Source organism: Gordonia sihwensis, assembly GCF_029632925.1.
GTDB lineage: Bacteria > Actinomycetota > Actinomycetes > Mycobacteriales > Mycobacteriaceae > Gordonia > Gordonia sihwensis.
In genome coordinates this window covers 2692279-2711556 of sequence record NZ_CP121248.1, presented here as the reverse complement: position 1 = coordinate 2711556, position 19278 = coordinate 2692279, and the positions used below count along the sequence as shown (strand labels likewise).

The window sequence follows — 19278 nt, the reverse complement described above, 5'->3', positions numbered from 1 at the left end:
CGTCTTTCCCTCACTGCAGTTCGGCGTCGTCGGCGCGGACCGCCCATTCGGCGAAGCGTTCGCCGGGGTTGCGGCCTGCGATGAAATTGCGGACGAGACGTTCGATGTACTCGGTGGCCTCACTGGCGTAGATCTTGTGCTGGCGCAGCTTTCGGCCGAAGCCGCTGTCGAAGCCCAGGCTTCCGCCGAGATGCACCTGGAAGCCCTCCACCGGGGTGCCGTCGTCGTCGATCAGCTGACCCTTGAGGCCGATGTCGGCGACCTGCACGCGGGCGCAGGAGTTGGGGCAGCCGTTGAAGTTGATGGTGATCGGCACGTCGAGCTGCTCGTTGAGTTCGGCCAGACGCTTCTCCAACTCCGGAACCAGAGCCTGCGACCGGCTGCGGGTCTCGGTGAACGAGAGCTTGCAGTACTCCAGACCGGTGCACGCGATCAGGTTCCGGCGCCACACCGACGGCTTCGACTGCAGGCCGACGGCGGTCAGGTCCGCGTCGAGTTGGGCGATCCGGTCCTCGGGGACGTTCACCACGACCAGCTTCTGGTACGGCGTGAAGCGGACGCTGTCGCTGCCTGCCTTCTCCGCGGCATCGGCGATCGCGTACAGCACGTCGTCCGACAGTCGGCCGGAGACGGCGGAGAACCCGACCGCGTACAGGCCGTTCTTCTGCTTGGTGACGCCGACGTGGTCGATCGGCTGCTTCGGCGGAGTCGGCGCCGGGCCGTCGATGAGCTTGCGGTGCAGGTACTCGTCTTCGAGGACCTGGCGGAACTTCTCCGGCCCCCAGTCCTTCATCAGGAACTTCAGCCGGGCCTTGGAACGCAGGCGCCGGTAGCCGTAGTCGCGGAAGATCGCGACTACGCCCTCCCAGACGTCGGGGACCTCGTCGAGCGGCACCCAGACACCGAGCCGCTTGGCCAGCATCGGGTTGGTCGAGAGCCCGCCGCCGACCCAGAGGTCCAGTCCGGGGCCGTGTTCGGGGTGCTCGACGCCGACGAACGAGACGTCGTTGATCTCGTGCACCACGTCCTGCAGACCCGAGACGGCGGTCTTGAACTTGCGCGGCAGGTTCGAGTACTCGGGGTTGCCGATGTAGCGGCGCTTGATCTCGGCGAGGGCCGGACTGGCGTCGAGGACCTCGTCGGTGGAGAGCCCTGCCAGGGGAGAGCCGAGCATGCCGCGCGGGCAGTCGCCGCAGGCCTCGGTGGTCTCCAGGCCGACCTCTTCGAGCCGGCGCCAGATCTCCGGGACGTTCTCGATCTCGATCCAGTGGTATTGCAGGTTCTGGCGGTCGGTGACGTCGGCGGTACCGCGGGCGAAGTCGCGAGAGATCGACGCCAGCGTGCGCACCTGCGCCAGGTTCAGCTGTCCGCCGTCGGTGCGGACCCGCATCATGAAGTACGGCGCCTCGATCTCGTCGATGTGGGCTTCGCCCGAGTACGTTCCGTCGAATCCTTCGGCCCGCTGGGTGTAGAGGCCCATCCAGCGGAAACGGCCCCGCAGGTCGGCCTTGTCGATGCCGTCGAAGCCGACGTACTGGTAGCTGTCGATGATGCGACGCCGCACATTGAGCGGGTTGTCGTCGCGCTTGCTCTGCTCGTTCGCGTTGAGCGGGGTGCGATAGCCGAGGGCCCACTGGCCTTCGGATCGGCGCTTGGTGGGACGCGCGCGCTTGCGGGGCGCCTCGGTGGGCGTCTCCGTCGGCTCCGCGGTGGTGGGGGACGTGAGCGTCATCAGTTCTCCTGAGCGTGCAGCGCACAGCACGGCACGACGATTGGGCTGAAATAAGAATGTGACGAAGATCGGCATCCTCAGAGACCCGCGATGGGCTGGCGGGTCGGGACTTCTCGAAAGGCCGAGACGTCGGCTAGTGCCGACAGAAAGCGCTGCAGACGCGCTTGAGATCGATGTGCCGCCGTTCGGCGAGCCACACTCCTGAGGAAGTCACGACTGCCATAGTGCCACGTCCGACGAGGTCAGTCTACTTGGGGTTATTTTTCCTCAGCGTGAGATTAATATCCTTGACACGGCGTGAGTCATGATGGATAGGTGATTGACCGACGTGCTCCGGAGGCACTCTCCGCACAGGCACGCACCACAGTGGCGACCGCCGACCCCAGTCGGCCGCTGAGCCTCTACCTCCACGTGCCGTTCTGCGCCACGCGCTGCGGATACTGCGATTTCAACACGTATACGGCCGGTGAACTCGGTTCGTCGTCGTCCCCGCAGAGCTGGATGGAGGGGGTGCGCGCCGAACTCGATCAGGCCGCCGCGCTCCTGGCCCCGGGCCGGCGCGTCGGCACCGTGTTCGTCGGCGGCGGCACCCCGTCGCTGCTCGGCGCCGACGGGCTCGCCGACCTGCTGGGGGCCGTGCGCGACTCGTTCGTCCTCGCGCCCGGCGCCGAGGTGACGACGGAGTCGAATCCGGAGTCGACGTCGCCGGAGTTCTTCGAAGGGCTGCGGGCCGCGGGGTTCACCCGCGTCTCGCTCGGGATGCAGTCGGCCGCGCGGCACGTACTCGCGGTACTCGAACGCACGCACACGCCCGGCCGTGCCCTCGACGCCGCGCGCGAGGCCGCGGCGGCGGGCTTCGAGCACCTCAATCTGGATCTGATCTACGGGACACCGGGTGAGCGCGACGAGGATCTCGACGCCTCGCTCGACGCCGTCCTGTCGGTCCCCGTCGACCACGTCTCGGCCTACGCGCTGATCGTGGAGGACGGAACGCGGTTCGCCCGCAAGGTGCGCCGCGGGGAGATCCCCATGCCCGACGACGATGTGCTCGCGGCGCGCTACGAGATGATCGACTCGCGTCTGCGCGCCGCGGGAATGGCCTGGTACGAGGTGTCGAACTGGGCGCGCGCTCGCCCGGATGCGTCGCCCGACCCGGATTCGGTGTGCCGCCACAACGAGGCGTATTGGCGCAGCGACGACTGGTGGGGGATCGGCCCGGGTGCGCACTCGCATGTGGACGGGGTGCGCTGGTGGAATCAGAAGCATCCGGCCACCTATTCGGCGTCGCTGGCCTCCGGCTCGCTCCCGATCGGCGGCCACGAGATCCTCACCGCGGACGACCGGCACACCGAGGCGGTGATGCTGCGTCTGCGCATGCACCAGGGGCTCGACGTGAACGTGCTCTCGGGCGCGGAACGGATTCGAGCCGACGCCGCGGTGGCCCAGGCGCTGCTGCGGACGGTCGCGGGCGCCTATGTGCTGACCGATCGCGGACGCCTGCTCGCCGACGGCGTGGTCCGCGACATCCTCGTCGCGCAGTAGCGGACCTCGGCCGTGCGGTCGCGGCTGAGAAGGGCGGTCATCCCGTCTGGTAGACCCCGCTGCCCGTCGCGACGAGCCCGTCGTCGGCCCGGGTCCGGATCTCGACCGCGCAATGGTTGAGTCTCCGGCCCTTGCGAAGCCGGGTCGCGACGATCTCGATGTCGTCGTTCATGGCGGGTGCGATGAAGTTGACGGACATGCTGACGGTGACCCCGCGCAGCTTCTCGGGTACCGGGTCGTCACCCGCCCATGCGGCCGCCATGATGCCCAGATCCACGCATGCTCCGATGGCTCCGCCGTGGACCATCGGCCCGACCGTGGTGTTGGACTCGGCGAACGGGAGGCGCAGGTGTGCGGTGCCCTCGCCGATGTCGATCAACTCGACGCCGAGTGTGTCGATGAACGGTGATGTGGGGAAGAACGCGCGCATGGCGTCCGAGCCGGTGGCCGGCTGTCGGTCGGCGGTGGTCGTCATCTGAATGCTCCTTTTCGTAGTATTACTATGAAACCATAATTTGACTACGAAATCGTAGTGTTACTACGTTATTGATATGACAGTTCCCTTGACCCCGCCGTCCGACAAGCGACGCCGCCGAACACATGACGCGGTGCTCGACGCAGCCGCAGAACTCTTCGCCGACCAGGGGTTCCGCCGCACGTCCGTCGACCAACTCGCCCACGCGGCCGACGTGGCGCTGAGCTCTATCTACTCGAACTTCCCGGGCGGCAAAGCCGACGTGTATGTGGCGCTGGCATGCCGAATCGCCCGCGACCACGTGGAGCGGATGGAGGCGGCGATCGCTTCCGCGGAAGAGGCCGTGGAACTCGCCGTCTTCGACGAGTACCTGCTCTTCCACGCCGACAACCCGCTGGCCTTCCGGGCGCTGGGACTGGTCGACGTCGGTCCGGACGATTCCGAGCTCGTCGACCAGGCGCGGGCGATGATCCGCGGGCTGCTCGGCGGGCTCGTCGAGCACGCGGTCGGAGCGTCGGCCCTGCCGCCCCGCGCGGCGAGACTCGAGGCGCTGCGGCTGTGGGGTACGGCGAATGGCATGATCTCCCTGCGTGCACAGGGGTTCACCGACTCGGCCGAGTTCGACGCCTTGCTCGCGTCGATCCGCGGTGAGCTGGCCGACCGCGTCGACGGCGCGCACCGGATCGGCGCGCGATGAGGGCGGGCGAACACCTGACCCCGCCGCCCGACTCCCGGTTCGCTCGCGAGGTGGCTGAGCGTGCAGCCGACGAACTCTCCGGCCCGGTGCATCAGCACAGCCTCCGATGCTGGCAGTGGGCGATCGCGTTCGCCGAGGTCGACGGCCTGGACGTCGATGCCGAGCAGTTGTGGACGGCGACGATGCTGCACGATCTGGCGCTCGGTGCGCCCGATCACCCCGACTACGGCTGTTTCGCCGCGCTCGGCGCCGATCATGCGGCCCGACTCGTCGCGGCACACCGAGGCCAGGCGCAGGCCGAGGTGGTGCGCGCGGCGATCGCCGGACACTTCCACCCGGCCGTTCCGGCGGAGCCGGTCGCGCGATGCCTGCACTCGGCGGTCGAACTCGACGTCGTCGGATACCGGCTGAGGGAGGTCGACGGAGGGCTCGTCACGGCCACCGAGAGCGCGCATCCGCGCGCCGGGTTCGGCGAGGTGTTCACGACTGCGATGAGAACCGAGGCGAGACTGCGACCGCACTCGAGCGCGGCAGTGCTGTGGCGCGCCGGCGCGCGCGTTCCGATGGCATTGAACCCGCTCGCGCGTTGACCGATCCGGTCGCCGGTGCGTCGGCCGGATCAGTCGGGCAGCCGATGCGCGCCGACCGAGCGGCGGCGCCTGCCGGTGACCGGGGCGATCGGCGCAGTGATCTCCAGCTCGCCGGACTCGGGTGCGACGCGGCCCGCGGCGATGCGCTCGTCCAGATCGAGCATCCGGGCGTGGATGATCGTGCGGTTCCGCAACGCCGAGCGCACGGCCCGGTGCAGCCCGTCCTCGAGATACAGGTTTCCTTCGAACAGCACCACGTGGGCGAACAGGTCGCCGTAGAAAGTCGAATCCTCCGACAGCAGCTTGTCGAGTGCGAGGACGGTGGTGACGGTGGTGAGCTGATCGAGCCGGAACTGGCGCGGCGGGATCTGCGCCCACTCGCGCGCGGTGAGACCGTGATCGACGTAGGGTCTGCCCTCGCGCACGCCCTTGAAGATCATCGGGTCCTGGTCTTTCCGTCGGTTACGTAGAATGGTCGTATCCACTGTAGGCAAAGTCGTGGCATCGGGAGGTACGGACTTGTCGTCGTCGACGGATGACCGGCGTTTCGAGATCTTGCGTGCGATCGTCACCGACTACGTCTCCACGCAGGAGCCGATCGGGTCGAAAGCGCTCGTGGAGCGCCACCACCTGGGAGTCTCCAGCGCGACCGTCCGCAACGACATGGCGGCGCTCGAAGCCGAGGGGTACATCGCCCAGCCGCACACCAGCTCGGGTCGGATCCCGACCGACAAGGGCTACCGGATGTTCGTCGACCGCATCAGCGAGATCAAACCGCTGTCGGCCGCCGAACGCCGCGCGATCCTGTCGGTGCTCGACAACGGGGTCGACCTCGACGACGTACTGCGCCGCTCGGTCCGCCTGCTCGCGCAACTCACTCGCCAGGTCGCCGTGATCCAGTATCCGGTGCTCTCCACCGCCCGCGTGCGGCACCTCGAAGTCGTCTCACTCTCGCCCACCCGATTGCTGCTGGTGGTCATCACCGACACCGGCCGGGTGGAGCAGCGGATGGTGACCCTCTCCGAGGAGATCGACGAGGACAACCTGGTGCGGGTGCGCGACATGTTCTCCACGGCCCTGGACGGCAAGCGGCTCGAAGACGCCTCGGTGGCGGTCGCCGAACTGGCGACCACCGCGCCCGCGGACCTGCGCGAGGCGGTCATCACCATCGCCACCGTGTTGGTCGAGACCCTCGTGGAACGCGGAGACGACCGGCTCGTCCTCGGCGGCACGTCGAACCTCGCGCGGTCGGCGGCCGACTTCTCCTCGAACATGGGCGGCATGGACATCGTGCTCGACGCGCTCGAAGAGCAGGTGGTGGTCCTCAAGCTGCTCGCGCACACGCAGCGGACCGGAAAGGTCACCGTCCAGATCGGCGAGGAGACCAACACCGAGAACCTCCGGAGCACCTCGGTGGTCTCGACCGGGTACGGTGCTTCGGGCACCGTCTTCGGCAGTGTCGGTGTGGTTGGACCCACCCGAATGGACTATCCGGGAACAATCGCATCGGTGGCGGCGGTTGCGAAATACGTCGGCGAAGTCCTCGCCGACCGTTAGTTGATGTCTTGATTGCGAAGGACCTAATTCACCGTGGCTCGTGACTACTACGGAATTCTGGGCGTGTCTGCAGGCGCGTCGGACCAGGAGATCAAGCGTGCGTACCGCACGCTGGCTCGCGAACTGCACCCCGACGTCAACCCCGACGCCGAGGACAAGTTCAAAGAGGTCACGACCGCCTACGAGGTGCTCTCCGATCCCGAGCGCCGGCGCATCGTCGACGCGGGCGGCGACCCCCTGGCGGGCCCGAGCGGCGGCTTCGGAGGCGATCCGTTCGGTGCGGGCGGGCTCGGCGACATCTTCCAGACTTTCTTCGGTGGGGCCACTGGCGGCTTCGGGGGCGGCCGCGGTCCCCGGGGACGGGTGCGCCCCGGTGAACCCGCACTGGTGGGCGTCAGTCTGACCCTGGAGGAGATCGCGGCGGGCGCACGCAAGGAGATCACGGTCGACACCGCGGTCCTGTGCGATACGTGCAAGGGATCGGGCACCCGCGACGATTCGAAGCCGGTGACCTGCGCGACGTGCAAGGGCGCCGGTGAGATCCAGGCCGTGCAGCGGTCCTTCCTCGGCCAGGTGATGACGGTGCGCGAATGCCCGGAGTGCCACGGCGTCGGAGAGACCATCCCCGATCCGTGCCTCAAGTGCGGCGGCGACGGCCGCGTCCGTTCGCGCCGCACGATGACCGTGAAGATCCCGGCCGGCGTCCAGGACGGGATGCGCGTGCGACTGGCCGGGCAGGGCGAGGTGGGACCCGGCGGAGGCCCGGCGGGCGATCTCTACGTGGAGGTCTCCGAGCAGGCCGACGACGTCTTCGTCCGTGACGGCGACGATCTGCACTGCACCGTCCGGGTGCCGATGGTCGACGCGGCGCTGGGCACCGAACTCACCGTCGACACCGTGCTCGGCGGCTCCGCGACCCTCACCGTCGAACCCGGCACCCAGCCCGGCACCGTCGTCCGGGTGCGCGGCCAGGGTCTGCCGCATCTGAACTCAGGTGTGCGCGGCGACCTGCACGCACATCTGGACGTGGTGGTGCCGAAGCGGATCGACGGACGCCAGAGCGACCTGCTCCGCGAACTCCGCGAGGTCTCCGGCGAGGAAGTGGAACTTGTGACCGCCACCTCCAAGGCCGCCGCCAACGGCGGACTCTTCTCCAAGCTGCGTAACGCCTTCGCCGGCCGATGACGCCGCCGCTCTTCTGGGTCGACGAGGTGCCGCGCGCCGGCGACACCACGGTGCTGTCCGGCCCGGAGGGCAGACATGCGGTGACCGTCACGCGGATCGGTGCCGGTGAGACGGTGACCCTCGGCGACGGACGCGGAACCACCGCCGAGTGCGAGGTGATCGAGGTCGGCGGAAAGGACCGGCTCACCGTCCGCGTCGGCCGGGTACAGGTCCACCCCCGTCCCAAGCCGCTGGTGACGGTCGTGCAGGCGCTGCCGAAGGCTGAACGCAGCGATCTCGCCGTCGACCTGATGACTGAGGCCGGGGTCGACGCGATCGTGCCGTGGCAGTCGGCGCGCACCATCGCCCGCTGGAGCGGCGTGAAGGCCGTCAAGGGTGTGGAGAAGTGGCGTGCCACCGCGGCCACCGCGGCCAAGCAAGCGCGCCGGGCGTGGATCCCCGAGGTCGCCGATCTGGCCGGCACCACCGACGTGCGCGAGCTGGCGGCACGGGTGGCCGCCGACGGCGGGATCGTCGCGCTGCTTCATGAGGCCGGCGCGGTCGCGTTCCGTTCGCTGGATTTCGCCGAGGTGCCCGAGGTGCTTCTCGTGGTGGGGCCCGAAGGCGGACTGGCGGAGGCGGAGATTGCCGACCTCACCGCCCTGGGTGCGGTGCCGGTGGTGCTGGGTCCGGAGGTGCTGCGTACCGTCGCCGCCGGAGCGGTGGCGCTCGGCGCCCTCGGCGCGGTCACCGACCGCTGGACTCGATAAAAGGACGTCTGTTGCGTCGCAAGAAGATTCACTATGGCGATCAGCCAAGCCAGTTCGGCCACCTGTATCTTCCGGAACGGGGGCCGGCCGAGTGCGCGCCGCTCGTCGTCCTGGTGCACGGCGGATACTGGTCCACCGAGTACTCGCTGGTGATCAACACACCGGTCGCCCGCGACCTGGCGCAGCGCGGGGCGGCGGTCTGGAACATCGAGTACCGCAGGGTGGAAGAGACCGGCGGCGGCTGGCCGGGTACCGGGCGCGATGTGGTCGCGGCGATCCGTGCCCTCGAGGGTCCGGTCGCCGAACAACTGGCGATCGACGGCGTCAAGGTCGATCGCAAGAACGTCGCCGTCGTCGGACACTCGGCGGGCGGACAACTCGCGGTCTGGGCGGTCGCGCAGACCGACGCGAGAGCGGGCGGCTTCCGCATCGCGACGGTGGTGCCGCAGTCCGCGGTCCTCGACTTCACCGGCGGCGCCTCCGACCGCCCGTCGGTCCGTCGGTTGATGGGCGTCTCGTTCGAGGAGGCGCCGGACCGCTACGCGGCGGCGTCGCCCGCCTGCCAGCCGCCCTTCGACGCGCTGGTGGCCGCCGTGCACACGGCCGACGACGCCTCGGTGCCGATCGAGCTGAGCCGCCGCTACGTGGAGGGGGCCGCCGCGCGCGGTCAGCGGGCGGTGCTCTACGAGGTGCCGGGGGAGGGGCACGACGCCTTCGTCGATCCGCGCAGCGCGGCGCACCGGCAGACCCTGCGGGTGCTCGGCATCTGACCGGCGACGGCGGCCGCGGGCGTACTCGCTCGCACCCGGCGATCACCGGCGATAGACTTGAGCGAATCCACACAAGCGTGCGACCGCCCGCCGACCGACCTCGGGGAGACGAAACTCAGTGACTGACGACAACCGCGACGCCCCGACGGCCGCGGCGGTGACCAGTTCGAATATCGAGGTTCCCCAGGACCTGGCGGTGGGGCTGCTCGGCGCGGCCGACGTCAACCTCCGCACCCTGGAGGTGCAGCTGCCCGCCGACATCCACGTCCGCGGCAATCTGATCACGCTCACCGGCGTACCCGCCGACGTGGCCGCGTCCGAACGGGTGATCGCCGAACTGGTCCGCGTGGTGCGCGGAGGGACCACACTCACCCCCGACCTGGTGCGTCAGAGCCTGTCGATCCTGGCCACGAGCGATTCGGAGACCCCCGCCGATGTGCTGAGCCTCGACATCATCTCGCGGCGCGGCAAGGTGATCCGCCCCAAGACGCTGAACCAGAAGCGGTACGTCGACGCGATCGACGAGAACACGATCGTCTTCGGAATCGGACCCGCGGGCACGGGCAAGACCTACCTCGCGATGGCCAAGGCGGTGCAGGCACTGCAGACCAAGCAGGTCAGTCGCATCATCCTGACCCGTCCCGCGGTGGAGGCGGGAGAACGGCTCGGCTTCCTGCCCGGCACGCTCCATCAGAAGATCGACCCGTACCTGCGCCCGCTCTACGACGCGCTCCACGACATGATGGATCCGGAGGCCATCCCCAAGCTGATGGAGGCCGGTGTCATCGAGGTGGCGCCGCTGGCCTACATGCGCGGCCGGACGATCAACGACGCCTTCATCATTCTCGACGAGGCTCAGAACACCACGGGCGAGCAGATGAAGATGTTCCTCACCCGCCTGGGCTTCGGCGCCAAGATCGTCGTCACCGGCGATACGACGCAGATCGACCTCCCGGGCGGGGCCCAGTCGGGCCTGCGCGCTGCGGCCCGCATCCTCGACGGCATCGACGACATCCATTTCGCGAACCTGACCAGCGCGGACGTGGTGCGGCACCGGTTGGTGGCCGACATCGTCGACGCGTACGGCAGGGCCGAGGCTCACGAGGGCAATCGCGCGGCCCGACGCGAAGGGCTGCGCCACACGAGCGGAGGGCGTCGCCGGTGAGCGTCGAACTGTTCAACGAGTCGGGCGTCGACGTACCCGAGCAGCTGATCATCGAGGCGGCACGGTTCGCGATGCGCCGGATGGAGGTGCATCCGGGTGCTGAACTGTCGATTCAGCTGATCGACTCCGATTCGATGGCCGAACTGCACATGCAGTGGATGGATCTGCCGGGGCCTACCGACGTGATGAGCTTCCCGATGGATGAGCTGACGCCCGGCGGGCGACCCGACGCGGACGAGCCCGGCCCGGCGATGCTCGGCGACATCGTGCTGTGTCCGGAGTTCGCCGCCGAGCAGGCCAAGTCGCAGCACCACAGCTTCGAGCACGAACTCGCCGTACTCACCGTTCACGGCGTGCTGCACCTGCTCGGATTCGACCACGCCGAGCCGGACGAGGAGCGCGAGATGTTCGGGCTGCAGGGCCAGATCATCACCGATTGGTACTCGGCCCGCGACGACCGCGCGCGGCTGCTTCAGCAGGCGCAGCGCGACGCCCGGCTTCTCAACGACATCGGATTCGCCGGCCCGGAAGGGCGCTGACGGGTGTCTCCTCTGCTCAGCGACATCGTCTTTCTGTGCGTTGCCGCGCTCCTGACCGTGCTCGCGGGCGGCTTCGCCGCCACCGACGCCGCGCTGGCGACCGTCTCGGTCGCACGCGTAGACGACCTGGTGAAAGAGGGTCGGGCGGGGGCCCGGCGCCTGCACACCGTGGTGGAACAGCGCGGCACCTACGTGGGACTCGCGGTTCTGCTGCGCGTTCTCTGCGAGGTGGCCGCGACGACGATGGTCGCGGTGGTCGCGGTCGACGCGCTCGGCACCGGATGGGGCATCGCCGTCACCGTCGCCGCGATGACGGTCGTCTCGTACGTGGCCGTCGGCGTGGGCCCCCGCACCCTGGGCCGTCAGAACGCGTACTCCATCTCGCTCGTCGCCGGACCGATCCTGACGGCGGTCGGAGTCCTGCTGCGTCCGGTGACCCGGCTGCTGATCCTCATGGGCAACGCGCTGACCCCCGGCAAGGGCTACCGGAACGGGCCGTTCGCGACGGAGGTCGAGGTGCGCGAGGTGGTCGACATGGCTCAGCAGCGGGGCGTGGTCGACGCCGACGAGCGACGCATGATCCAGTCCGTGTTCGAGTTCGGCGACACCGACGCCCGCGAGGTGATGGTCCCCCGGCCCGAGATGGTGTGGATCGAGCACGACAAGTCGGCGGCTCAGGCGATGAGTCTCGCGGTCCGGTCGGGCCACTCGCGGATCCCGGTGATCGGTGAGAACCCCGACGACGTCCTCGGCGTGGTGTATCTCAAGGACGTCGTAGAACGCCTGCTGCCGCAGCTGTCGAGCGCGGCGCGCGGAGTCTCCGTCGAGGAGGTGATGCGCGACGCCGAGTTCGTGCCGGACTCCAAACCGCTCGACGACGTCCTCTCGGACATGCAGGCCAACCGGAATCACATGGCGCTGCTGGTGGACGAGTACGGCGGCATCGCCGGGCTCGTCACGATCGAGGACGTCCTGGAGGAGATCGTCGGCGAGATCACCGACGAGTACGACACGGACGAGGTCGCCCCCATCGAGAAGCTGGGCGACGACGTGTACCGAGTGTCCTCGCGGCTGCCGGTGGAGGATCTCGAAGAACTGTTCGGCACCGAGATCGACCTCGATCTCGACGACGTCGACACCGTGGGCGGGCTGCTGGCCCTGCGCCTGGGCCGGGTGCCGCTGCCCGGCGCCAAGGTGAAGGTCGACGGACTGCGGATGATCGCCGAAGGCGGTCCCAACCGGCTCGGCCGCCAGCGCATCACCTCCGTCGTCGTACGGCGGTCCAAGAAGTCAGCTCCCGCCGTCCCGGCGAGCGAGGGGTCCGGCGAGACGAACGACCTGAAGGAGAACTGACAGTGACCGAATTCCGATCCGGCTTCGTGTGTTTCGTCGGAAGGCCGAACACCGGCAAGTCGACGCTCACCAACGCGCTCGTCGGTGACAAGGTGGCGATCACCTCCAATCGTCCGCAGACCACGCGGCACACCATCCGCGGCATCGTGAACCGGCCCGATGCGCAGCTGATCCTGGTCGACACCCCCGGCCTGCACCGTCCTCGCACCCTGCTCGGCCAGCGGCTCAACGACCTCGTCCGGGAGACCTACGCCGACGTCGACATCATCTGCGTGTGCATCCCCGCCGACGAGGCGATCGGACCCGGCGACCGGCGCATCATCGACGAGATCAAGGCGACCTCGCCGCGTACGCGCAAGGTCGGCATCGTGACCAAGATCGACCGCGTGGGGCCCGAGAAGGTGGCCATGCAGTTGATGGAGCTGTCGAAGCTGATGGGCCCCGACGCCGAGGTGGTGCCGTGCTCGGCGAAGTCGGGCAAGCAACTCGACGTGCTGGGCGACGTCCTCGTCTCGCTCTGCGAGGAGGGCCCGGCGTTCTACCCGGACGGCGAGCTCACCGACGAACCGGAGCAGGTGCTGATGGCGGAGTTCATCCGCGAGGCCGCGCTGGAAGGAGTCCGGGACGAGCTTCCGCATTCGCTGGCGGTGGTCATCGAAGAGGTGATTCCCCGCGAGGACTCCGAGGTCGTCGACGTGCACGCCATCCTCTACGTCGAACGCGATTCCCAGAAGGGGATCGTGATCGGCCACAAGGGGTCCCGACTGAAGGAGGTCGGCATCACCGCGCGCGCCCAGATCGAGCGGCTCCTCGGCACCCGCATCTATCTCGACCTGCACGTCAAGGTCGCGAAGGACTGGCAGCGCGACCCGAAGCAGCTCGGACGCCTCGGCTTCTGAGCAGCGCACGGGCGGTTGATCGCGAGTCGGCCCGGCTCACCGCACCAGTGCCAGACCCGTGATCATCTGCCCCATGTCGGCCACGACGCGATCGCCCGTGCCGTCCAGGGCGACGGCCAGGATGGTGCCGCCCAGATCGGACACGTACGCCAGGCCGGCCCGCGTGTCGACGGCGATGCCGACCGCCTCGTGCAGTCCGCGGGCCAGGATCTCCGGAGGCGTTCCGGGCTCGCCGGGACCGGGCAGCGGCGCCCGGTTGAGCGTGTTGCCGTCGGGTTCGGCGCCGCGGTCGGTCCAGTACAGGACACCGTCGACCACCTCGAGATCGATGGGCTCGGGGAGTCCGCTCCACAGCGTCTCGACATCGGAGCGACGGTCGGCGGACTCGCCCTCGGGAACGGACAGTCCGGCCCGGAAGATCCGGCCGAGACCGCCTTTCGACGGCCCCTTCTGGGTCCAGTACAGGTGATCGCGGTCGACGGCGACGCCGACGCATTCGGCGGTGCCGTCCCCGGTCTGCGCGTTGACCACCAGGTCGATCCGGTCGGAGCCGTCGAGTCTGCACGAGGACACGCGCAGCCCCTCCCGATCACCCCAGTACAGCCGCTCGCGGCCGTCGGTCGCGAGTTGTTTCCCGGTGGTCAGCGCTCCGGGTGGCAGCAGATCGCGTCGGTCGGTCCCGTCGAGGCGCATGGCGTGCAGGCCGCCGGTCGGTGCCGTGTAGTCGAACGCCGCCTCGCCGTCGACGCCGGGGATCCGTTCGGGACGGCCCATCGTCGTCCAGTAGACGGTGTCGCCGACGACGACCACGCCGTCCGGTGAGTACGCGGTGTCCTTGTGGACGACGCTCGTCCGGCCGTCGGCGACGTCGACGCGGAAGATGGTGCGGGTGGCGAGTCCGAGTGCCAGCAGTGCGGTCATGAGTCTCCTTCTCGCCGGGTCGGTTCCGAGAGTAGACGCCGAATCCCGGCGCCGCTGGCGGCTGAGCCGTTGACATCCCGCGCGGGCTGCGGGACCGTCGAGGAATGGGGAGCATCGATCTGCCTGCCGGACCCATCGACTACCTCGACACCGGAGGTGACGGGCCGGTGCTGCTCTTCGGCCACGGGCTCCTGATGAACCGGACTCAGTGGCGCCGGGTGATCCCCCTTCTCGACGACTTCCGGTGCATCGCGCCGACGTGGCCGCTCGGCGCCCAGCGGCAGCCGATGAACGCTTCCGCCGATCTGACGCAGTCGGGGCAGGCGAACATCATCGCCGATTTCCTCGAAGCACTCGATCTGCGCGCGGTCACCCTCGTGCTGAACGACTGGGGCGGTGGGCAGTTCATCATCTCGGAGGGCCGCGACGAACGGCTGGCGCGGCTGGTCCTGGCCTCGTGCGAGGCGTACGACAACTTTCCGCCGCGGCCGGCCCGGCCGGCCGCCCAGCTGTGCCGCGTGCCCGGCGGGACGTGGCTGCTGACCCGGCTGACTCAGTTGTCGGTGTTCCGGCACGGGCGGGCGGGCTACGGCGGGCTGGCCAAGAACCGGATACCCGACGCGGTGATGGACGACTGGTTCGGCCATGCGCTGGCCGATCCCGGCGTCCGCCGTGACCTGCGCAAGTTCGTCACGGGTACACCGCCCAAGCAAGTACTGCTCGACTGGCACCGCAAGGTGGTGTCCTTCGATCGACCCGTGCTGCTGCTCTGGGCCACCGAAGATCGGATGATGCCGGTGGAGCACGCCCGCCGGATGGTCGACGAGTTCCCCGATGCGCGGCTGGTGGAGATCGCCGACTCCTGGACTCTGCTGCCCGAGGACCAGCCGGAGCAGGTCGCCGCGGCGCTGCGCGAATTCGTCGGTGCCCGGTGACACAATGGTCGGGTGAGGTTCTACCAGGATGAGGCCGTCGTGCTGCGCCAACACAAGCTGGGCGAAGCCGATCGCATCATCACCTTTCTCACCGCCGAGCATGGTCTGGTGCGCGCGGTCGCGAAGGGCGTGCGGCGCACGCGCTCGAAATTCGGTGCGCGGCTTGAGCCGTTCGCGCACGTCGACGTCCATTTCTATCCCGGTCGCAATCTCGACGTCATCACCCAGGTGCACAGCCTGAACGCTTTCAGCGATCTCATCGTCGCCGATTACGGCCGGTACACCACCGCGTGCGCGGTACTGGAGACCGCCGAGCGTCTGGCCGGTGAGGAGCGGGCGCCGGCACAGCATCTGCACCGGCTCACCGTCGGCGCCCTCGAAGCGCTCGCCGAGGACCGCCGAGACCGTCAGCTCATTCTGGACGCCTTCCTCCTGCGTGCGATGTCGTCGGCCGGCTGGATGCCCGCGCTGTCGGTGTGTGCACGGTGCGCTTCACCGGGACCGCACCGCGCGTTCCACGTCGCGGCCGGTGGCGCGGTGTGCGTGCATTGCCGCCCGGCCGGTGCGGCCACCCCGTCGGTCGGGGTGCTCGATCTGATGGAGGCGCTGGCGCGCGGAGAGTGGGATCACGTCCTGCTCGCGACGCCGTCGCAACGCCGTCAGGCGACCGGTCTCACCGCCGCGCATCTGCAGTGGCATCTGGAACGGCAACTGCGCACCTTGCCGCTCATCGAACGGCAGGCGCCGCATAGTCTGATCGAGCGACCCGCGAGCGAAGGCGCCGCCCGGACCGACGTCCCGGGCGCCGGCGTCGCAGTCACCGAAACCGCATGAAAGGCCGGAGCTGATGGCTCGTCTCACCCGCCGCGCCCAGGCGTCCGCACCCGTCGAGGTGCGCCCGCCCGATCCGCATCCGTCCGGAGCCACACCGCCGGAGATCCCCGCCGAGCTGATACCGAAACACATCGCGCTGGTGATGGACGGCAACGGCCGGTGGGCCAAGGAACGCGGCCTGCCGCGCACCGAGGGACACAAGCGCGGTGAGGCCGTGTTGATGGACAGTGTCTGCGGCTGCATCGAGCTGGGCGTCACGCATCTGTCCGCCTACGCGTTCTCCACAGAGAACTGGTCGCGCAGCCCGGAAGAGGTCAAGTTCCTCATGGGTTTCAACCGCGACGTGATCCGGCGCCGCCGCGACGAGATGAACGAGATGGGCGTCCGCGTGCGGTGGGCCGGGCGACGGCCGAAGCTGTGGCGCAGCGTGATCAAAGAACTCGAGGTCGCCGAGGAACTCACCCGGAACAACACCGTCATGACCTTGACCATGTGCGTCAATTACGGCGGCCGGGCCGAGATCGCCGATGCGGCGAGGGAGATCGCCCGCCGGGCGGCGCGGGGGGAGATCGATCCCGAACGGATCACCGAGGCGAGTTTCGCCAAGTACCTCGACGAGCCCGACATGCCCGACGTGGACCTGTTCCTCCGTCCGTCGGGGGAGCAGCGGCTGTCGAACTTCCTGCTGTGGCAGAGCGCGTACGCCGAGATGGTCTATCAGGAGAAGCTGTTTCCCGACTTCGACCGCCGGGACCTCTGGGCCGCCTGCCTGGAGTATGCCAAGCGCGACCGACGATTCGGGAGCGCCTGAGGCCGGGACGTCAGTCCGGCGTCGCCGATGTGAACTGCGCGAGCGCCTCCGTCAGCCGCTCTTCAAAGGCTTCGGGCGTCACACCGGCGTCGCTGAGCGGACCGCGACCGTCCTCCACCTCCAGCAGAGCGAGCACGATGTGCTCGGTGCCGATGTAGTTGTGCCCCAGACGCAGCGCATGGCGGAAAGTCAGTTCCAGCACCTTGCGTGCGGCGGCGTCGTACGGAATCACCTCCGGTGCCTCACCCGGTTCGGGCAGGGCCTCGGACGCCCCGGCGGCCAGCGCGTCGACGTCGACGCGCAGCGCGGCCAGCAGCGTCACCGCCAGCGACTCGCGGTCGTCGAGCAGCCCGAGCAGCAGATGCGCGGGGGATACCTCGCTGTTGCCCGCCGCTTCGGCGGCGTTGTGTGCGGCGGCCGCGACATTGCGCGCACGAGGGGTGAACTGATTGAACCCCTGAGCCGGGTTCAGATCGGCCGCCGTACCCGGGTCCTTCGGTGTGAACCGCTTCTGCACGGCCTGTTTGCTGACGCCCATGCTGGTCCCGATCTGGGTCCAGGACGCACCGCTGCGGCGTGCCTGATCGACGAAGTGGCCGATCAGGTGGTCGGCCACCTCGCCGAGGTGGTCGGCGGCCAGCACCGCGTCGGACAGTTGATCGAGCGGATCGTCGTGCACCTTCTTGATCGTGTCGATCAGGTCGTCGAGTCGGACGGTGGGAGTCAGGGAGGTCTTCTCAGCCATGAGTCAACCTTAAGTTGACGCAGGAGCTCTCGTCAACGGTTGGTTGACGCTGCTGTGCAGTCTCTGCACGTCCCGAAGATCTCGACGGTGTGCGAGATGTCGGCGAAGCCGTTCTCCGAGGCCACCGAGTCGGCCCATCGCTCCACCTTGTCGGCTTTGATCTCCACGGTGGTTCCGCACTCGCGGCATACCAGGTGATGGTGGTGTCCGGTGGAGCAGTGCCGATAGCGGGTCTCGCCTGATCCGTCCCAGATCGCGTCGATCTGCCTGGCCGCGGTGAGCGCCTGGAGGTTGCGGTACACCGTGGTCAGTCCGATCGACTCGCCCCGCTCACGCAGTTTGTCGTGGAGCTGTTGGGCCGACAGGAAGTCGTCGGTGTCCGACAGCACATCGGCGATCGCCGCCCGCTGCTTGGTGGACCGCTGGCCGGTGACCGGCTTGTTCGCCGTGTCGCTCATGCCTGCGCCTCCGTCCGATGCTCAGTGGCGTGCAGGACTGCGTCGACCACGATGTGTGCGACGTGATCGTCTGCCAGCGAGTACTCGACCTCCCGGCCGCGCCGGCTCCCGACCACCACTCCCGACTGCTTCAGGACGCGGAGGTGCTGGCTCACCTGCGGCTGGTTCAGTGCGAGGGCGTCGACCAGTTCGTGGACGCACATCGGCCGGTCGCGCAGTGTCATGACGATCGACACCCGGGCGGGCGAGGCCAGCGCCCGCAGCAACTCGCTGGCGGCGCCGTGCGCCCGGCGGTCGGCGGTCAGCGCCGGCGACATCACCGACTGACTCATGACTGCTCCTTCGAAAGGGATTCAACACCTCCATCCTAAAGGAACTGATTTTCATTTGCCTGTGGCCTCGGCCGGCGCAGCGTAGCGTGCCTGGGTATGACCAGCATCGGTGCGCGGGCGCTGCGGACCCGGTGGTTCGTGCGTTCACCGATACCGCTCTTCCGCGCGGGACTCGGGTTCCTCTTCGGCGGTCGGCTGCTGCTGTTGCAGCACACGGGCCGCAAGTCCGGTAAGCCCCGGTACGTCGCCCTGGAAAGGGTGGAACGGCCGGACCGGAACCGAGTGATCATCGCGTCGGGCTTCGGTCGTAGCTCCCAGTGGTTCCGCAACCTTCAGGCCGATCCGCGGTGCCGCGTCTGGATCGGTTTCGACCGCGATCGACCGGCGACCGCGCGAGTTCTCACCCCGCAGGAGTCGGCCGCGGTCCTGGACCGCTACCGCCGCGAGCACCCGAAGGCGTACGCGGAACTGGCGGGAGTGATAGAGGAGTCGACCGGTCTGCCGATCGACCAGATCCCCTATCTCGAACTGACCCTGGATCGCTGACGATCAGCAGAAGGCCACCGCGTATCGGCCGGTGCTGCTGTCCTCGGAGACGAGGACCCCGTTCACATAGGTGCGGCAGGCGGCGTAGTGGCCGCTGGTCTGGAAAGAACTGCCGGTGAACTGATACGTCGACCGCGACGTGACGGTGATGCTTCCGGACCACGTCTTCCGATCCTTGGAGCGGGTCGGGAGCGACGGGCGCGACATGGTCTGCATGTCGTCGTAGGCGTCGTACCAGGCCAGCGACTCATTCACCTGCGTGTCGCTGAAGAAGACGTACCTCACGGTGTCGCCGACGGTCGGATCCGCCGAATCGGCGGCGGCCGGGCCGGCAGCGATCGCACAGGCTGTGGCCGCGGCGGCCACGACGGCTCCGGCGACGGCGCTTCGCTTGGTGAGTTTCATGGTTGCTCCTCGTAGTCGGCGATGAGGCGCTGCGCCTC

General features: G+C 68.6%; 23 protein-coding genes. 15 read left to right on the top strand and 8 right to left on the bottom strand.

Going from position 1 to position 19278, the window contains the following annotated elements:
• Positions 1-10 precede the first annotated feature (10 nt).
• Positions 11-1732: a nitrite/sulfite reductase gene (locus tag P5P27_RS13060; RefSeq protein ID WP_045539104.1), complete on the bottom strand. Its 1722-nt coding sequence runs from the start codon at positions 1730-1732 to the stop codon at positions 11-13.
• Positions 1733-2047: 315 nt separating this feature from the next.
• Between P5P27_RS13060 and hemW the strand changes: the two genes are divergently transcribed.
• Positions 2048-3274: a radical SAM family heme chaperone HemW gene (gene hemW / locus P5P27_RS13055; RefSeq protein ID WP_411815558.1), complete on the top strand. Its 1227-nt coding sequence runs from the start codon at positions 2048-2050 to the stop codon at positions 3272-3274.
• Between the two features lie 37 nt (positions 3275-3311).
• On the opposite strand, the gene P5P27_RS13050 is transcribed toward hemW, so the two are convergent.
• Positions 3312-3749, bottom strand: coding sequence for a PaaI family thioesterase (locus tag P5P27_RS13050; RefSeq protein ID WP_222111544.1), 438 nt, complete (start codon positions 3747-3749; stop codon positions 3312-3314).
• Positions 3750-3825: 76 nt separating this feature from the next.
• Here P5P27_RS13050 and P5P27_RS13045 point away from each other — a divergent pair, with 76 nt between their 5' ends.
• Complete coding sequence (locus P5P27_RS13045) at positions 3826-4446, top strand: TetR/AcrR family transcriptional regulator (RefSeq protein ID WP_278124328.1); 621 nt, start codon at positions 3826-3828, stop codon at positions 4444-4446.
• A gap of 50 nt (positions 4447-4496) precedes the next feature.
• Positions 4497-5036 carry an HD domain-containing protein gene (locus P5P27_RS13040; protein WP_278124326.1) on the top strand — a complete coding sequence of 180 codons (540 nt, stop codon included), beginning with the start codon at positions 4497-4499 and terminating at the stop codon, positions 5034-5036.
• A 29-nt stretch (positions 5037-5065) separates the two neighbouring features.
• Here the strand turns inward: P5P27_RS13040 and P5P27_RS13035 are convergent, their stop codons facing one another.
• Positions 5066-5476: a type II toxin-antitoxin system VapB family antitoxin gene (locus P5P27_RS13035; protein ID WP_006897638.1), complete on the bottom strand. Its 411-nt coding sequence runs from the start codon at positions 5474-5476 to the stop codon at positions 5066-5068.
• Positions 5477-5555: 79 nt separating this feature from the next.
• Here P5P27_RS13035 and hrcA point away from each other — a divergent pair, with 79 nt between their 5' ends.
• From hrcA to era, 8 genes are all read left to right on the top strand, one after another.
• Positions 5556-6593, top strand: a complete 1038-nt coding sequence (hrcA, locus tag P5P27_RS13030; protein WP_006897639.1) for a heat-inducible transcriptional repressor HrcA — start codon at positions 5556-5558, stop codon at positions 6591-6593.
• 33 nt (positions 6594-6626) lie between these two features.
• Complete coding sequence (gene dnaJ / locus P5P27_RS13025; RefSeq protein ID WP_278124322.1) at positions 6627-7778, top strand: molecular chaperone DnaJ; 1152 nt, start codon at positions 6627-6629, stop codon at positions 7776-7778.
• Positions 7775-8527: a 16S rRNA (uracil(1498)-N(3))-methyltransferase gene (locus P5P27_RS13020; protein WP_045540252.1), complete on the top strand. Its 753-nt coding sequence runs from the start codon at positions 7775-7777 to the stop codon at positions 8525-8527. Before dnaJ ends, P5P27_RS13020 begins: the two co-directional genes overlap by 4 nt.
• A gap of 11 nt (positions 8528-8538) precedes the next feature.
• Positions 8539-9297, top strand: a complete 759-nt coding sequence (locus tag P5P27_RS13015; protein WP_278124320.1) for an alpha/beta hydrolase family protein — start codon at positions 8539-8541, stop codon at positions 9295-9297.
• Between the two features lie 118 nt (positions 9298-9415).
• Positions 9416-10462 (top strand): PhoH family protein, encoded by a 1047-nt coding sequence (locus P5P27_RS13010; protein ID WP_278124319.1) that lies wholly within the window; start codon positions 9416-9418, stop codon positions 10460-10462.
• Positions 10459-11001 (top strand): rRNA maturation RNase YbeY, encoded by a 543-nt coding sequence (gene ybeY / locus P5P27_RS13005; RefSeq protein WP_006897644.1) that lies wholly within the window; start codon positions 10459-10461, stop codon positions 10999-11001. Before P5P27_RS13010 ends, ybeY begins: the two co-directional genes overlap by 4 nt.
• A gap of 12 nt (positions 11002-11013) precedes the next feature.
• Positions 11014-12354 carry a hemolysin family protein gene (locus P5P27_RS13000; RefSeq protein ID WP_039867904.1) on the top strand — a complete coding sequence of 447 codons (1341 nt, stop codon included), beginning with the start codon at positions 11014-11016 and terminating at the stop codon, positions 12352-12354.
• A gap of 2 nt (positions 12355-12356) precedes the next feature.
• A complete protein-coding gene (era, locus tag P5P27_RS12995) occupies positions 12357-13253 on the top strand; it encodes a GTPase Era (RefSeq protein WP_062367875.1) in 897 nt (298 codons plus the stop codon).
• Positions 13254-13289: 36 nt separating this feature from the next.
• On the opposite strand, the gene P5P27_RS12990 is transcribed toward era, so the two are convergent.
• The gene (locus tag P5P27_RS12990; RefSeq protein WP_062367874.1) at positions 13290-14174 is read right to left on the bottom strand and encodes a hypothetical protein; all 885 of its coding nucleotides are present in this window, start codon (positions 14172-14174) and stop codon (positions 13290-13292) included.
• A 104-nt stretch (positions 14175-14278) separates the two neighbouring features.
• On the opposite strand from P5P27_RS12990, the gene P5P27_RS12985 reads away from it, so the two are divergent.
• The 3 genes from P5P27_RS12985 to P5P27_RS12975 are packed head-to-tail and all read left to right on the top strand — an operon-like array spanning position 14279 to position 16754.
• On the top strand, positions 14279-15109 hold the full coding sequence (locus P5P27_RS12985; protein ID WP_006897648.1) for an alpha/beta fold hydrolase: 831 nt from the start codon (positions 14279-14281) through the stop codon (positions 15107-15109).
• A 12-nt stretch (positions 15110-15121) separates the two neighbouring features.
• A complete protein-coding gene (gene recO / locus P5P27_RS12980; RefSeq protein ID WP_006897649.1) occupies positions 15122-15943 on the top strand; it encodes a DNA repair protein RecO in 822 nt (273 codons plus the stop codon).
• Positions 15944-15956: 13 nt separating this feature from the next.
• Complete coding sequence (locus tag P5P27_RS12975) at positions 15957-16754, top strand: isoprenyl transferase (protein ID WP_045538841.1); 798 nt, start codon at positions 15957-15959, stop codon at positions 16752-16754.
• A 10-nt stretch (positions 16755-16764) separates the two neighbouring features.
• On the opposite strand, the gene P5P27_RS12970 is transcribed toward P5P27_RS12975, so the two are convergent.
• The 3 genes from P5P27_RS12970 to P5P27_RS12960 are packed head-to-tail and all read right to left on the bottom strand — an operon-like array spanning position 16765 to position 18289.
• Entirely contained in the window at positions 16765-17499 is a 735-nt protein-coding gene (locus tag P5P27_RS12970; protein WP_045538843.1) for a Clp protease N-terminal domain-containing protein, read from the bottom strand.
• A gap of 32 nt (positions 17500-17531) precedes the next feature.
• Entirely contained in the window at positions 17532-17957 is a 426-nt protein-coding gene (locus tag P5P27_RS12965; protein WP_006897652.1) for a Fur family transcriptional regulator, read from the bottom strand.
• On the bottom strand, positions 17954-18289 hold the full coding sequence (locus P5P27_RS12960; protein WP_278124309.1) for an ArsR/SmtB family transcription factor: 336 nt from the start codon (positions 18287-18289) through the stop codon (positions 17954-17956). Before P5P27_RS12960 ends, P5P27_RS12965 begins: the two co-directional genes overlap by 4 nt.
• Before the next feature lie 96 nt (positions 18290-18385).
• On the opposite strand from P5P27_RS12960, the gene P5P27_RS12955 reads away from it, so the two are divergent.
• Positions 18386-18835, top strand: a complete 450-nt coding sequence (locus tag P5P27_RS12955; RefSeq protein WP_278124307.1) for a nitroreductase family deazaflavin-dependent oxidoreductase — start codon at positions 18386-18388, stop codon at positions 18833-18835.
• A 3-nt stretch (positions 18836-18838) separates the two neighbouring features.
• Here the strand turns inward: P5P27_RS12955 and P5P27_RS12950 are convergent, their stop codons facing one another.
• On the bottom strand, positions 18839-19240 hold the full coding sequence (locus tag P5P27_RS12950; RefSeq protein WP_278124305.1) for a hypothetical protein: 402 nt from the start codon (positions 19238-19240) through the stop codon (positions 18839-18841).
• Between the last annotated feature and the right edge of the window lie 38 nt (positions 19241-19278).